At 44.0% G+C, this 15,862-nt stretch carries 15 protein-coding genes; 13 read left to right on the top strand and 2 right to left on the bottom strand.

Annotated elements, in window-relative coordinates:
* Positions 1-1,065: a suppressor of fused domain protein gene (locus J2T16_RS10300; RefSeq protein ID WP_499018293.1), complete on the bottom strand. Its 1,065-nt coding sequence runs from the start codon at positions 1,063-1,065 to the stop codon at positions 1-3.
* Between the two features lie 147 nt (positions 1,066-1,212).
* On the opposite strand from J2T16_RS10300, the gene J2T16_RS10305 reads away from it, so the two are divergent.
* The 6 genes from J2T16_RS10305 (at position 1,213) to J2T16_RS10330 (ending at position 9,764) form a co-directional block, all read left to right on the top strand.
* Positions 1,213-1,506, top strand: coding sequence for an antitoxin Xre/MbcA/ParS toxin-binding domain-containing protein (locus J2T16_RS10305; protein ID WP_154887795.1), 294 nt, complete (start codon positions 1,213-1,215; stop codon positions 1,504-1,506).
* A 343-nt stretch (positions 1,507-1,849) separates the two neighbouring features.
* Positions 1,850-3,307 carry a glycoside hydrolase family 1 protein gene (locus J2T16_RS10310; RefSeq protein WP_154888585.1) on the top strand — a complete coding sequence of 486 codons (1,458 nt, stop codon included), beginning with the start codon at positions 1,850-1,852 and terminating at the stop codon, positions 3,305-3,307.
* A gap of 218 nt (positions 3,308-3,525) precedes the next feature.
* Positions 3,526-5,166 carry an S-layer homology domain-containing protein gene (locus tag J2T16_RS10315; protein ID WP_222592166.1) on the top strand — a complete coding sequence of 547 codons (1,641 nt, stop codon included), beginning with the start codon at positions 3,526-3,528 and terminating at the stop codon, positions 5,164-5,166.
* Positions 5,167-5,225: 59 nt separating this feature from the next.
* Positions 5,226-6,656, top strand: a complete 1,431-nt coding sequence (locus J2T16_RS10320; protein ID WP_154887799.1) for a 6-phospho-beta-glucosidase — start codon at positions 5,226-5,228, stop codon at positions 6,654-6,656.
* 224 nt (positions 6,657-6,880) lie between these two features.
* On the top strand, positions 6,881-7,732 hold the full coding sequence (gene licT, locus J2T16_RS10325) for a BglG family transcription antiterminator LicT (RefSeq protein WP_090915167.1): 852 nt from the start codon (positions 6,881-6,883) through the stop codon (positions 7,730-7,732).
* A 127-nt stretch (positions 7,733-7,859) separates the two neighbouring features.
* Positions 7,860-9,764, top strand: coding sequence for a beta-glucoside-specific PTS transporter subunit IIABC (locus tag J2T16_RS10330; protein WP_499018294.1), 1,905 nt, complete (start codon positions 7,860-7,862; stop codon positions 9,762-9,764).
* Between the two features lie 150 nt (positions 9,765-9,914).
* Here J2T16_RS10330 and J2T16_RS10335 read toward each other — a convergent pair whose 3' ends face one another.
* Entirely contained in the window at positions 9,915-10,292 is a 378-nt protein-coding gene (locus J2T16_RS10335; protein WP_090915162.1) for a PilZ domain-containing protein, read from the bottom strand.
* A 153-nt stretch (positions 10,293-10,445) separates the two neighbouring features.
* On the opposite strand from J2T16_RS10335, the gene J2T16_RS10340 reads away from it, so the two are divergent.
* The 7 genes from J2T16_RS10340 to J2T16_RS10370 all read left to right on the top strand — a co-directional run bounded on the left by J2T16_RS10340 (position 10,446) and on the right by J2T16_RS10370 (position 15,567).
* A complete protein-coding gene (locus J2T16_RS10340; protein WP_261769223.1) occupies positions 10,446-10,907 on the top strand; it encodes a DUF6386 family protein in 462 nt (153 codons plus the stop codon).
* Between the two features lie 68 nt (positions 10,908-10,975).
* A complete protein-coding gene (locus J2T16_RS10345; protein WP_336120743.1) occupies positions 10,976-11,668 on the top strand; it encodes a hypothetical protein in 693 nt (230 codons plus the stop codon).
* A 26-nt stretch (positions 11,669-11,694) separates the two neighbouring features.
* Positions 11,695-12,027 carry a hypothetical protein gene (locus J2T16_RS10350; protein WP_336120742.1) on the top strand — a complete coding sequence of 111 codons (333 nt, stop codon included), beginning with the start codon at positions 11,695-11,697 and terminating at the stop codon, positions 12,025-12,027.
* A 37-nt stretch (positions 12,028-12,064) separates the two neighbouring features.
* Complete coding sequence (locus tag J2T16_RS10355) at positions 12,065-12,469, top strand: hypothetical protein (RefSeq protein ID WP_154887811.1); 405 nt, start codon at positions 12,065-12,067, stop codon at positions 12,467-12,469.
* A gap of 141 nt (positions 12,470-12,610) precedes the next feature.
* Complete coding sequence (locus tag J2T16_RS10360) at positions 12,611-13,159, top strand: sigma-70 family RNA polymerase sigma factor (protein WP_261769224.1); 549 nt, start codon at positions 12,611-12,613, stop codon at positions 13,157-13,159.
* On the top strand, positions 13,149-14,327 hold the full coding sequence (locus tag J2T16_RS10365) for a DUF4179 domain-containing protein (RefSeq protein WP_336120741.1): 1,179 nt from the start codon (positions 13,149-13,151) through the stop codon (positions 14,325-14,327). The genes J2T16_RS10360 and J2T16_RS10365 overlap by 11 nt, the downstream gene beginning before the upstream one ends.
* Before the next feature lie 196 nt (positions 14,328-14,523).
* Positions 14,524-15,567, top strand: coding sequence for a pectate lyase family protein (locus J2T16_RS10370; RefSeq protein ID WP_090915149.1), 1,044 nt, complete (start codon positions 14,524-14,526; stop codon positions 15,565-15,567).
* Positions 15,568-15,862 lie beyond the last annotated feature (295 nt).

Here is a 15,862-nt window from a genome sequence, read left to right on the forward strand (position 1 = left end):
TTAGCCGATCGTTTTGATCACATTTCCTTCCTGATCTTTAATCTGCGTGGGCACAATCTCAATAAGGAGCTTGTCCAGTGAAGGGATCTGAAAGGAGCTGGCTTGTGGGCGAAGTTGCTCTACAATCTCGTTCAGTGCTTGCTGATTCACAGTCAGTCTGACCTCTCGCTCCGTTTCCATCAGAGAGGGAAGATCCCCAGCTTCAAAGACAATATTGATATCCGGCCCAATCAGGGACAACGTTGCTTTTTTGGCGATTCGGCTCCCCAGGATGCTACCCAGAAGAGTTGTCTGTTGGGCACCTAGCTGAAGCTTGGCAGGGATGTTTTTCTGTAACAGTTTTTTGCGCGGAGACTCCCAGCTCAATTGTTGGATGAACAAAAAGGCGGTGCTTGATCCGTCTTCCTCAATGCCACGCTCCGTAGCTTGGATAACCGAAGGGATATCTGCGTAGGAATTCCTCATCAGATCCGTTACATATTTAGGCATATAGCTTTCACAGGCAGCCAGGAAACCGCGGGTATTCCAGCTCTGAATCATCTCCAGTTCACGGCAGGTCATACCGACCATTTGGATAAATTGAACCGAACCATTCGGTGTATTCAGTTCAGGTAAATCTGGATCTTCTATGAATGCAAGTGCAGTCAAGAGTGTATCGGAGTTCAGGCAGATCGGGCCGTTGGCATCCAGATAATCTCCGGGCTGAAACAGGTTACCGCTGTTGAAGACATATCGCCCCATATTTTGGAGTAGATTGAGTGCCCAGGCCGGCGGCTCTGCTTCATTTTCACAGCGTGTAAGGCGAAAAGTAAGTTCAAAACCATATCCACTTCTCGATGCATCATCGCCCTCTTTGCCGTAGAGCTCCGAGAAACCATAAGTTACAAAATGCCAATGAGGCATCGGTGTATCTACCGCATAGGCACTTATTCCGTCCAGTGGGTCGGGTCCGCCAAGCATATATGGAATGGCTGTGCCATAATGTTTAGGTTCCTGTTCTCCGTACAATTGCTGTATAGCGTGGTCGATGGCGTCCCAGCCCGATGTGTTTTCTTCTTCGGTCATGATGTGTTCCTCCTTGATTGTTCTCTCCCTGAAAATCATTTAAAATTAAGTCTACTAGTTATAACAGCGACTACAAGCGGCTTAAGGATGAATTCTCTGAGATAGGACCAGGGAGTTACATATCTTAATGAGAAGGAGAAATGTTACATGAGTATGCAAGATATGTATTTGTCTGCATTTAAACAGGAGCACTGGGATACCTTTGTTGAACTATTTGATGAATGGTACGCTCAATTGCCCGATGAATGGAAAGAAGAGGCACGATTAAGAGGTATTCCAGAAGATATAGGCCGGGTACTTTTATGTGAAATGAAAGATTCCGCATTGAAATGGATAGATAAAAAGGTTCCAGCTCTGGGGGACCAAAGTCCTGCAAGTTATCTGGAAACGGAGGAAGGAACCAATGCCCTACGGGCAGCAATTTTGCGAATGCCACGTTAGAAATAGTTTTAAAAATGATGTTAGAAATAAGATAATAATTATTATAAATACGTTGTTAGATGATCTTAATGTGGCCGAAGGCCGCATAGTTTTGGTGAATTTGATTTTACAAAATAAATATGTTACGCTTACATCACAAGAGCAAAACAACAGAATACGTTATAACATCTTTTGATGGATTGTAACTGTGCAGACAGGCAAAACCTAAACTGATGGTGAAATGAAAGCCCCTTTTTTTGGTGCTATTTTACCCTGAGTTTAGGTTTTTCTTGTTTTCTGCTCTGTTTTGGAGTTGCTCTTACGTATGGAAAACCAAAAATTATTTCGAAAAGAGGTTGTTATGATGACCACGGCAAAAAAAGGATTCCCTGAAAACTTCTTGTGGGGCGGCGCTACAGCTGCGAACCAATTGGAAGGCGCATTCGATAAGGACGGAAAAGGTCTCTCCACAGCGGACATGATCGCTCATGTGCCAAAAGAAAAGCGTACGGGTGGACATGCCATGGAAATTTCCTCTTCCCGAATCGAAGAGATTCTCGCTGGCAAAATTGAAGAACGTTTCCCGAAACGTTTCGGTATTGATTTCTACCATCATTTTAGAGAAGATATTGCACTGTTCGCTGAAATGGGCTTCAAAGTATTCCGTTTGTCCATTCACTGGGCACGTATTTTCCCGAACGGTTATGACCAAGAGCCAAATGAAGCAGGTTTGAAATTCTATGATGAAGTATTTGATGAATTGCATAAATACGGCATTGAACCGCTCGTAACACTGTCTCACTATGAGACTCCGCTTGGTTTGACGCAAAAATACAATGGCTGGGCAAGCCGTGAAGTGATCGGACATTATGTTCGTTACGCTGAAACGGTATTCAACCGTTATAAAAACAAAGTGAAATACTGGCTGACATTTAACGAGATCAATGTGATGGTGTTCAGTCCGTACACTGGCGGCGGTATTCTAATTGATAAAGTGGACAATAAGCTGCAAACAACGTATCAAGCATTGCATCATCAATTTGTAGCAAGTGCTATGGTGACGAAGCTTGCACATGAGATCATCCCTGGCTCCCAAGTGGGCTGTATGCTTGCACGTATGGAAACTTATCCAGCGACTTGTAATCCGGTAGATGTTCAACTGGCTCAGCATGAGAATCAGCTTAACCTCTTCTTTACGGACATGCACGCTCGTGGTAAATACCCGAACTACATGGCGCGTTATTTTGATGAGAATAACATTGTCATTCAAAAAGAAGCAGGCGATGATGAGATTTTGCTGAACAACACGGTAGATTTCATCTCCTTCAGTTATTACATGTCTGTGACCAAGTCGGCTTCTGCGGATGCGGCTGAGACGGCAGGTAACCTGACAGGTGGCGTGAAAAACCCTTATCTGGAAGCATCTGACTGGGGCTGGGAGATCGACCCGATCGGTCTGCGCGTAACGTTGAACAACTTCTGGGATCGTTATCAAAAACCACTCTTTATTGTAGAGAATGGTCTGGGTGCGTATGACAAAGTGGAAGAGGATGGATCTATCCATGACTCGTACCGCGTCGACTACCTCAAAAAGCACATCGAACAGATGAAAGAGGCCATCAAAGATGGCGTTGAGTTGATTGGTTTTACGGCATGGGGCCCGATTGACCTCGTGAGTATGTCGACATCCGAGATGTCCAAACGTTATGGCTTTATCTACGTGGATCTCGATGATGAAGGTAACGGAACACTTGCACGCTCCAAAAAAGATTCATTTGATTGGTACAAAAATGTGATTGCCAGCAATGGTGAGCAACTGTAAACACCTGAAACAAAGATCTGATATTCAGCGATGACATTCTTAGGATTGTTACCGCACAGGGGCGGGCAAAACCTGACTTAAAAGTGTGATATGAGCTTTCGCTTCATACAACCCTTTTGGTTGGCGCTTGTCCGCTTTTTACTTTGCAATCAAACATCACATGAGCTGGAGGGGTTCTTTTGAAGAAGTGGAACAAAGGCATCAAACACGTTTCCTGTATGTTAGCACTAACGCTGAGTCTAAGTGTGATCTGGCCTGGGACAACAGGTGCAGCAAGCGCACAAGTGACGCAAATTCAGGCGAATACGTTTGTTGGTGATCCGGGTGAGATGGTCGAATCTTTCGACATTACGGTTTCAGACGTGGAAAAATACAAAAATCTGAAGGCATCGGACTTTGATATTACAGGGAATTATGACGGTTATCCGTTAAATGCTGCAGGAGAAATTGTGCAAGACAACTATGAAGATGATGGCATTACGTTATCCATGAAGGATCATACGATCCACATGACCGTGAAACCTTTCAAATATCCTGGAGGTCTGAAATCCGAGTTTGCCGTAACCAGCAAAACGTATCCAGAGCTTTCTTTTGATAAAAAAATGGTTACTCAGGTGAAAACACGTACCGTGGATGAGTTTGAAAAAGCACAATTCACAGCTAGCAATGGTGTAACGCTATCTTATAACCTGAAACGCAGTCCTTCCAAGGAAGCGAAGCCGCTTATGGTATGGCTTCACGGCGGTGGTGAAGTTGGAATGGACGGACGCAATCATTTAACCGCGAATCGCGGTGCAGTAGTCTGGACAGAATCAGGGTATGATACTTCTGTACTGGCGGTGCAATATCCTGAGAATTACAGCTTCAAAATTTACAACAATGCAGAGCAACTACCAATAATGAAGGCATATTTTGAAGCTCAGGTTGAGTTGATTCAAAAGCTTGTTGCCGAAGGTGAAGTAGACCCTGACCGGATCTATCTGTCTGGTGTATCCAGTGGTGGTGGAGGTGCATTCCGCTTCCTGATGCAGTATCCTGACTTGTTTGCTGGAGCAATTATCGTTGCTGCCAAAGATACCATTGCGGACTATACGGGTTCCGTTGATGCATTCAAGCAAGAACTGAAGGGCATTGTGGATGTGCCGATATGGATTATGCACGCTCAAAATGATCCAACAACAGATAGTCGTACTAGTTCACTTGCTTATCAGGCATTGACGGAGATGGGTGCTAAACAGGTGCATTTAACTTTATACGATGATGCATACATGGATAGTCATAGATTCTATGGAGGTTTGAAACATTGGTCATGGGTACCTGCTTTCAACAATAAAGAGGTTATCGCGAGTCTGTTCAAACTTCATAAAGGCACAGCTGGAGAGCAGACAGGTTCCTCATCAGAGCATGCTGTACAACCCTCTGAACCTGTAACACGCGCGCAGATTGCAATGGTTCTGGCTGATGCTCTTCAACTTTCGGAAGGAACTGAGGAATATCCTTATGTGGACAGCGCTCCCGACTGGGCTGCTCAAGCCATTGCAAAGGTGACCAAGGCGGGACTGATGAAAGGCATCGGCAATCAAATGTTTGCTCCAGAGAGCGAAGTAACACGAGCGCAGATGGCAGTTATTGTAGACCAGATCCTGACTAATAAGGATTGGAAGCCTGCTACAGATTCAGTGGAGCTGATGTTTGGCGATGTCGACAGTAAGCATTGGGCATATGCGGCGATTCAGAATAGTGCTCGTGCTGGTGTAATGGCGGGTGTGAGCAAAGGCAAGTTTGATATGAAGCAAATCGTAACAGGTGCACAGCTTGAGCAAATCATGCAGCGACTTGAGCAAGTGGGCACAAAATAAAGTTTGGAACGGAAATAAAATACATTCTAGATATTCAATTGTTGAGAGGATGAAGCAAAATGACTACACCATTTCCGAAGGATTTTCTGTGGGGCGGCGCGGTAGCGGCCAACCAGCTTGAGGGAGCTTATAATGCCGATGGCAAAGGTCTGTCTGTACAGGACGTTATGCCACATGGAATTACAACACCAAGAACAGAAGGCCCTACTGAAGATAACTTGAAATTGATCGGGATTGATTTCTATAACCGCTACAAAGAGGATGTCAAACTGTTTGCTGAGATGGGCTTTAAGGTGTTCCGTACATCCATTGCGTGGTCTCGCATTTTTCCAAAAGGGGACGAACTTGAGCCGAACGAGAAAGGTCTGCAATTCTATGATGACCTGTTCGATGAGTGTCACAAATACGGCATTGAACCGCTCGTAACGATCTCTCACTACGAGACGCCACTACATTTGTCTAAAACCTATGATGGATGGGTTAATCGTAAAATGATTGAGTTTTACGAACGTTATGTCACTGTGCTGTTTAATCGTTTTAAAGGCAAAGTGAAATATTGGTTGACGTTTAATGAGATCAACTCCATTCTGGAAGAACCATTCATGAGTGGTGGTATCTATACACCGAAATCCGAATTGTCCAAGCAGGATCTGTATCAAGCGATCCATCATGAATTGGTAGCCAGTGCGCTTGCTGTCAAACTGGGCCATGAGATTATGCCAGAAGCGAAAATCGGGTGCATGGTGCTGAGCATGCCGACATATCCGCTCACACCGAATCCAGACGACGTTGTTGCAGCGATGCACGCGGAGCAACGTAATGATATTTTCGCCGATATCCATGCACGTGGGTATTATCCAAAATACATTAATCGCTATTTCAAAGCGAATAACATCAACATTAAGTTCGAAGATGGGGATGAGGAAATTCTCAAGCACACCGTAGATTTCATCTCCTTCAGCTATTATGTAAGTATCTGTGAGACCGGTGATCCGGAGAAACGTAAAGAGGGCAAAGGAAACCTGTTTGCAGGAGTTCAGAACCCTTACTTGAAAGCAAGCGAATGGGGCTGGCAGATTGATCCTCAGGGCTTGCGTGTAACCCTCAATAAATACTGGGACCGTTATCAGAAACCATTGTTTATTGTCGAAAACGGTCTGGGTGCTGTCGATGAGCTCATTACAGATGAACACGGCAATAAAACAGTCCATGATGACTACCGCATTCAATACTTGAATGATCATCTGGTGCAAGTTGGTGAAGCGCTTGAAGATGGTGTCGAAGTCATGGGATACACGTCATGGGGCTGCATTGACTTGGTAAGTGCATCTACAGCAGAGATGAAGAAACGTTATGGTTTCATTTATGTAGACCGTAATAATGATGGTTCTGGTACACTGGACCGTTATAAGAAAAAATCGTTCCACTGGTACAAAGAAGTTATTAGTACAAATGGCGCAAGTCTTGTCGATAATAATGCAAAAGCATAATTCCAAAGTCATTGTTGTAAGAGTGCCTTTTATGTCGCATTAACGCACATTAACCGCTTTCAGAAAAACGTTGTCACATGCGATTTAATATGGTAAGATAGGCCCAAGGCTAAAGAATACTGGATTGTTACTGTTCAATCAGGCAAAACCAGAGGCAGGCATACTTCATGACCTGTTTTGGTTTTGCCTTTTACTACTTTGACGGTGCAAGGTGATGTGAAGAAATGAAAATTGAGAAGGTGCTCAACAACAATGTAGTCACTGTAATTGATCCGGGAGGTAACGAACTGGTCGTTATGGGGCGTGGAATTGCCTTCAAAAAGCATACTGGTGAATTCATCGACGAGAGTCTTGTCGAAAAAATATTTTCGCTCGAAAGTAAAGAAGTATCTCAGAAATTGAAGACGCTTCTGTCTGATATTCCGGTTGAATATGTGGAATGCTCGGATGAGATTATTCGTTACGCTGAGACGGTACTGGGTGAGAAGCTTCATGAAAGCATCTACATTTCACTGACGGATCATATTCATTTTGCTATTGACCGACATCGTCAAGGATTGCAGATCCGCAATGCATTATTTTGGGAAATCAAGCGTATGTACCGGAAGGAATATGCGATCGGTCTCAAGGCATTGCAGATTATTGAAGAAACGCTAGGTGTTCTTCTTCCCGAGGACGAATGTGCATTCATCGCGATGCATCTGGTTAACGCCCAGATGAATGGTGAGATGAGAGAAACGATCAGCATTACGAATATCGTGAAGGATATTCTCAACATCGTTCGGCGCAGTTTCGTGATCGAACTCGACGAAGATTCACTAAGTTATTACCGATTCCTGACCCATTTGAAGTTTTTCGCTCAACGGGTACTGCAAGGTACAGCGATTGAAGACAAGGAAGAGGATAATCCGCTTCATGATCTGGTGAGTAAACAATATCCGGAAGCACATGCTTGTGCAGTCAAGATTAACGATTATACACGTAAAATCTATAATCGGGTCTTGTCGAAGGAAGAAGTGTTGTATCTCACGATCCATATCGAACGTATTGTCCGAAATGAACAAACAATCGAATAATTTGGGATTGTTACTGCAAAAAAGGCAAAACCTAAACGTTGAAACATGATAAGCTATTCTGCTTTGTCATGATTCGGTGTTTAGGTTTTTTTTAAACCTTCAATACACATAAAAGGAGCAAAACACAATGGATAAACAACAATTGTCCAAAGATATTCTGAAGCTTGTTGGTGGCGAAGAAAACGTAGATCAAGTGACCCACTGTATGACAAGACTCAGATTTAACTTGAATGACAACAAAAAAGCGGACAAAGAAACATTAAAAAATACACCTGGAGTTATGGGTGTTATGGAGAATGGCGGACAGTTCCAGGTTATCATCGGTAACGATGTACCGAAGGTATACAACGCGCTGGTAGGCAACATGTCCAAAGGTGCAAACGCCGGATCTTCTACGGCTTCTACAGGCCCGAAACAAAAGAGAAATCCAATAAGTGCCCTGTTTGACTTCATCTCAGGCGTATTTACTCCAATCCTCCCGGCGATTACCGGCGCAGGTATGATCAAAGGGATCGTGGCAATCCTTGTTGCGTTTGGCTGGCTGTCTGATAAGAGTTCGACTTATGTTATCTTATCTGCGATCGGTGATGGTGCATTCTACTTCCTGCCAATCATTCTTGCCATCAGTGCTGCTAAGAAATTGGGAAGCAATATGTATATCGGTGCAGCGCTTGCAGCCGGGATTATGCATCCAACCATTACAGCTTTACTGGCAGAGGGAAACTCATCGTTCGCGGGGATTAAAGTCGTCGCAGCAACCTATTCCTCAACGGTTATTCCGATTGTTATTGCGATCTGGATTGCTGCTTACGTGGAAAAAGCGGTTGACCGCATTACCCATTCATCAGTAAAACTCATCGTCGTACCAACGGTGACCTTGCTGATCATGGTTCCACTTACATTGATTGCGATTGGACCACTGGGTTCCATTATCGGTAATGGTATGTCTGGCGGTATTGCTTGGTTGTTCGATAATGCGTCCATCCTTGCAAGTATTCTGATTGGTGGTACAATGTCGCTGTTAATCATCACAGGTATGCACTACGCCTTGTTGCCAATCATTGTAGGTTCTATGACACAATTCGGTTATGACTTTATTATTCCTTTGATGTTAGCAGCAAACTGGGCTCAAGCGGGTGGAGCCCTTGGTGTAGGGCTTCGTTCCAAAAATGGACAAACGAAATCACTGGCTTATTCCACAAGTCTGACAGCATTTATGGGGATTACTGAACCAGCGATGTATGGTGTTAATATGAGATACAAAAAACCGTTTATTGCGGCACTCATCGGTGGGGCAATCGGTGGTGGCTTTATGGGTATTGTTAAGGTTAAAGCATTTGTACTAACAGGCCTTGTAGGTTTGCCGGGACTTGCAGCATTTATCAGTCCGTCCATCAGCACATTGATTTATGGTATACTGGGTGGTTTCATTGCGATTGCTTCTGCAGCATTAATTACGTACATCTTGGGATTCCAGGAAAATAATGCTCCGCAAGCAGCTGCAACTTCAGCTTCTACAGAAACTGTAACGTCAACAACAACGACTACTCCAGCAGTAACGGAAGAAACACAAGCACAAGATGAGCAAGTATTTAGCCCGATCACGGGTGAAGTGAAACCGCTTAGTGAAGTTCCTGACCCTGCGTTTTCTGAAGAAATTATGGGTAAAGGTTTTGCAATTCAACCGACAGAAGGCCGCGTTGTTTCTCCAATCAACGGAACGGTATTCTCATTATCGAAGAGCGGACATGCCATTGGTCTCGTAAGTGATACAGGTGCGGAAATGCTGATTCACATCGGGATTGATACGGTGAAGTTGAAAGGCCAGTTCTTCTCTCCTAAAGTTCAGGCAGGCACCAAGGTTTCTGTGGGTGATGTCTTGATGGAATTCGACCGGGAAGAGATTGAAAAAGCGGGTTATACAACGATTACACCGGTAATCATAACCAATATGCATCAATATGCTTCTATTGAGTCTGCTGGTCGTACAACCGTTAAGGAACAAGAACTGTTGTTCACGGCAAAAGCATAATTCAATATAACAAAAGCAGTTGCTTCCTGGAATATATCCAGAGAAGCAACTGCTTTTTTCATTTTAATTATGCAGATTTCTCTATGTACATTGTAGAGAGGCCTGTGCAATCTGAATCAGTTTTATTTTAAAGGAAACATAGTTAGATGGTTATTTGACGATAATTTTACCTTGTCCTGCGAGCATGCGCATTTCCCGGGACAGGCGATCCTGATCTTCAACTGCGATTTCAAGTTGCACACCGTAACGCCATACCATGTTATATTCCATCCCCCAGCGAAGTGTGCCCTCAATATATAATAAGTCTTCAAACAGCTTCAAGTTGATGCCGATGCGAATATCGTTATCTTCTACAGGGAGGGACAGTGGAAAAGCAAGCTGACAGCCCGAACGACTGATATCACGTAATTCGGCCTGAATAGGCTTGGAAGGACCGTCCATGCCATTAATGCTCAGGATATAGATTTCGAAGTGCATAGGTTCTTTCAGAGTATAACGAAAAGGTTCTTTCCTATTATTAATTGGCATAGATTCCTCCATCAAGTTCAAAAAAATTCCGTTATGGATATATCGTCAGTTGTTAACCAGAAATGAAGAGTAACGTTACAGAGATGGTTCGGGAGTTCGATTTTATGTGTGGGGCTGGCTTGTTATAATAAAAAAATGAAGGAGAGGATGAACATGCAAGGAACATTTCAGATGGATACGGATACAGCCACATTATGTTGTTATGATCTGGCGTCATTAGAGCATCGTCTCCAGGATACACCTGACTGGTGGTCGATCCCGGATGATGAACTGGAGGAGGTCAACGCAGGTCATTGTCTGTTCCTGAATCTGGGTGAGGACGGAACGTATGAAGTGCACTGGAATGTGCAAGAAACGATTTTGGAAACCGGGAGTGAAGCGGAGCCGAGACAGATATATTATTTTCAGGTTCCTTCGGGCACAGTTTACTTAGGGGCAGCAGATGATGTCAGTGGCGGTGAACTGGAACCGGATGAATTATCCCAAGGGGTTTTCTTACAGCTAAACTCTGGAAATTATGCGTGTACTGTGTTTAAAAAGGAAAATCAGATATCGGTTACGATCCAACCTAGTGACCAAGGGAAGAACAAGCTACAGGATTTGATCCGACTATAGCATGGTCTTGCATGGATTAATTTAATTACACTACATACTTATATAAGTCATTTTTAGGAGAGATGGATATGCATCATTGGAGCGGGACACCGATCATGAATGCTTCTCTTTTGCACCAGCGGATAAGAGCGCTTGCGGCACTTGATATCATTCTGTCAGAGGAGGAATGGCTCCGCGTACATCGTTATCACCATAACATTCTTCAGCCAGATACAGCATGGGGAAGTGTAGATAACGGGGCAGGGGACCATCTGCATGCTATGTTTACGAATACGGGCACGTTACTCAAAGGGTTTGATCATGAATCTCCGCTTAGTCCGCATAACCGTGAGGATGGTGAAATCTATCCGGGAATGTACGATGAGGTACCAGAGGATTTCATACGTCTGTTAGATCAACACGAGGAAACGCTGGCTCGAGAGGATGTGACCTTCTGTATTTGGCAGGAAGGGCACAGTCCTGAGTGGAAAGTAGGCAGTTGGATTGGACTTGCTATGGCTCAGGAGGACGAATCGGATGCTGAGGGTGGGGTAGCATTTCTGCTCGGTTATATCGAGGAAACACCGGAATCATACATCGATTGGGCAGAAGATTACTACGATATACAGGGGATGTCTCTGACTTCGGTGACTGAAATATATAACGATGCACCGATTAGTGCTGACCTGATCCGAGAATTGAATCCAAAGCGTGATGTGTTCGTTGCAATGGATGAACTACAACAATCTGGATACGCAGTGCAGCGAAGTGAAGCCCGGTAAACGATGTTTGAGGGAGGAATCACGTTATGGGTTGGGAGTATGGGATCAGAACGAAGGAGCAGGAGCACGGCAGGTTGACTGAGATCTTGACGCGACTGGCGGCTTCGCTGACACATAACAGGATGTACAGCGTAGAACAACATATGGATGGTTTTGTTCTTTTGCGTGACGATGCATCCTGGCCCAAAGCTTTGGAAGTATGGCTGGAGGAAGCGAACAATTTGGATGAAGTAGCGGAGGGTGAAAAATACATCTACTGCCTGTTCCATATATGGGGGGAGGAAGGACGAACCTGGAAGGAGCAGATGGAGGGTGTGACGAATCAGTATGCAGAAGTATTTGAATGGTTCGAATTGTGAGTGCCTGAAGTGGTGTTCCGGGAAAGGAGTGAATGTTGTGCAAAGACAAGCCAAAAGTAAAGTTCCGGTACTTCTTTATCAGTATGAAGGCCCGGAGAGGAATATCGGGTTTACCTTGTCTCCCCTATACCTGAACGAAGAGATGCATGAGATAAGACAGGAGGATATGCTGTTCATCTATGATGAGGATTTCAAGCATATTCGTCCGGCAATCCATCGTGTTTTCCCTTTAACGGACCCGCAAAGTGGAGAAGAGCTGCAGGCGTTTGATCCCTGTTGGGATAATCCGATGGTGAAAGAGGTATGGCCGGGCATTTTAGCTGAGTTGGAGCAGGTGGAAGTTGTTGAACCGGAACTGCGGGTGTTCCTGGATTCGTTGACAACCTGGATTCGGAACGTGCTGGCTTCAGCTGACGGGATTGAAGTTACGGGTAATCTGTAAGTAGATGTAATTCGATTACGAGTGCAGGAATAGCAGCTCCTATCTATGGATGGGGAGCTTTTTTTCGTATGGAAAATAATGAAAACGGTTTGGTCGGTTCGTCCGTCTTATACCACAGAGAGAGAGAAGGAGGGGAACAGGATGGATAGCGAGACAGGGATGAAGCAGATGAACTGGATACATGTGCACGATGAATCAGCGTTTATTAATTCCGTTACGGAGCATCAGGATACGTTATTATCCATTGCCTATAGCTATTTAAGGAATCGGCAGGATTCACTGGAAGCTATACAAGAGATGACCTGCAGAGCCTGGATTAAACGTCGTACGCTAAAAAACGAGAAGGCATTTAAATCATGGATCATTCGAATTTTAATTTATGTCTGTATTGATGAACAGCGTCGCCGCAAGCGAACTATACCTCAGCCGGATGAGAGCATGGAGAATAATATCCCGGCTTCGTGGATGATTAGTGCCCAAGATAATCGTATAGCCATGCAGTCTCTTTTGCTGAAATTACAACCGAAGTATCGGCATGTATTGTTGCTCAAGTACTACAACGATATGACACTTACAGATATTGCTTCAATTCTTGGCAAACCGGAAGGCACGATTAAGACATGGCAGCATAAGGGTCTTGAACAATTACGGAAGCTGATGAAGAATAGGAGGGATTGGCATGACCACTAGCCCGGAGGAAAAAGCATTGCTGGCAGATGCATATGAGGTTAACAAAGAGCGTAGAGAATTAGATTCGGCGAATACGGCTGCTGCCATACAACGCGGCTTGGCGGAAGCCAGAACGAGTAGATCGAGTAAAAGAAGACGAGGACAATGGATCGCAGTGTTATGCGCTGTATCACTTGCTGTGGCGGGTATTATGTTCGCATCACTTGGAGACCTCGGTCAACAACGGTTGACCTCTTCCGAACCTGAAGTTCATTGGGGGGGATTGGAGCCTTTTCGTGGATTGCTGCGCACAGATCAGGAGAGTGCTACCCTTACCTCAGCTCTTAACCATAATTATGTTCAACGTGTTGATCAGACGGTGACGATGGGAAAATACACGTTTACGCTGGATGCGTTGATGGCGGATGAGAATCGAGTTATCCTCTTATACTCAGCAAGGACGGATACTCCGAGTGGTGTATATTCCATGGCGAACACGAAATTGACGGATGCCTCGACAGGACATGTGATTGATAACGGCAGCATTAGCAGCATTCATTTCTCAGATCAGAATAATGTCCTCCGAGGTCGTACCACATTTGACCGAAGTCGCAGCACGGCGCTTCCGGAAAAATTAAATTTTGAATTTCAGCTTTCCTCTGTCGTTCCTGATCACCTTGATGATGACAAGGGCGAGGGAAATGGAATAGAACGGGAGAAGCAGAGGGAGAATTCGCAGGAACGTAAGTACGAATTTTCTAAAAAAATGAACGTTATGGTTGCATTAGACCCTAAATTTTCTATTCCTAAAACGGAGATTATTCCTGTCAATAAAACGTTCAAGTTTGGGGAGTACGACGTATTGATCTCGAACGTGGAAATTTCGCCGCTGGTTACACGGGTACATTTTGAATATGATCCCAAACAAAAGCTTAATGATGAGAAGGAGTCATTCATTAGCGATATCATTCAGCCGATTGAGATTGTAACAATCTCCAAAAAAGGGGAGAGGACAATCTTATCTAGGAATGGAGGCGGTGGAACCGATACTGCCATGACGTATTCGTTCGCCAGTAATTTTCTTGATGAACCTCAATCGATTATATTGAAGGTGCAAGGAAAGCCAGGAAAGGTCTATGACAATTTACAAGATGTCGCAAAAGATCAATTCGAAATCAAAATTAAATAGATGCTTCAGGATAGATGGGATGTGTTCATGAGTCAGGCGTGACATGGTCTCATCTTTCTGTTTTTTCACGATATCTGACCTGCTGTTGCAAAAAAGATAAAATAATTGTCTTTTTGCAATGATGGTATTGTCACAATGCAGGTTACAAGCTATAATCGAGTTGTTTAAGGGACAAATTACAAAGGATGGTGATATTTTGAAGAAGTTTTCATTACTTTTACTCGCAGTCACTTTATTGTTGTTAACGGTTTCAACAGCCCCTGCTACATATGGTGCGGCTAACTTTCCCAACACGGGCACAAATGGTTTAACTGGTTTTGCAGGTAATGCGAAGAATGAGAACGGTGTATCCAAGGCGGCGACAACAGGAGGCAGGAACGGTCAGGTCGTGTATGTCAGTAATCTGAATGATCTGAGAACACACATGGCAGGCTCTACAGCTAAGATTGTCGTTGTGGAACAGAATATTTCTTCATCCAGCTTGCAAAAAGTTGAATTTGGTTCCAATAAAACATTGGTAGGTTCTTTTGACAGACATACATTAACGAACATTCACTTCAGATCCACTTCGGGATCAAGCAATGTGATCTTTCAAAATCTGACGTTTAATCACTCTGCGAACATCAATGCCAACGATGATATCCAGATGTACATCACTTCCGGCTCCAACTATTGGATCGACCATGTTACCTTCTCGGGTCATAACTACAGTTCTGGCGGCAGTGACCTGGATAAGCTTCTGTATATCGGTGACCGCGCAGACTATATCACGATCAGTAACTCCAAATTTGCGAATCACAAATACGGCATTATTCTAGGACACCCGAATGACGGTAATAGTAGTTATAATGGTGTGCCACATGTGACCATGTCCAATAACTATTTCGAAAACTTGTATGTACGTGGCCCTGGACTTATGCGTTATGGTTTCTTCCACATCAAAAACAATTACGCCAATAACTTCAATCAAGCGATCACGATCGGAGAAAAAGCCCGTATTTATTCCGAAAACAACTACTTTGGTGCAGGAGCTGAAAAAGGCGGCATTCTGGACGACAAAGGTAAAGGAGAATTTACGGATAAAGGTAGCACACCTGCTCTGAACAGCCCGGTTTCTCCAAAAACCAACTGGAGACCAAGCAATAACTACAGCTATCAGGTTGAAAGCGCGGCCTATGCACGTGAGTTTGTTACGAAATATGCCGGATCATCAAATACAACATTGGTATTTGGCAAGTAACAGCCGGAAGGCATATGAGATCACTATAAAAGATAAAGATGGAGTAAAGAGTCTGCTTTTATGCGTACCTACGCATGAGCAGGCTCTTTTTTTTGGTGCACATTCAGGGAATTTTATTTTGTTAACATATATTTATTAAGACATATTAATTTTAGACATAAATTGCCGATATACATAAAGTGGCGCTGACTGCACGTTTATGAAGTTAATATGTACTATGCTAAAGGCGCAGGAGTTACGGAACTACGTATAAGCAGGACTATGGACTGAGAATAAACTTATAGTGGCCTACATG

The organism is Paenibacillus intestini (genome assembly GCF_030803945.1).
Taxonomy (GTDB): Bacteria; Bacillota; Bacilli; order Paenibacillales; family Paenibacillaceae; genus Paenibacillus; species Paenibacillus polysaccharolyticus.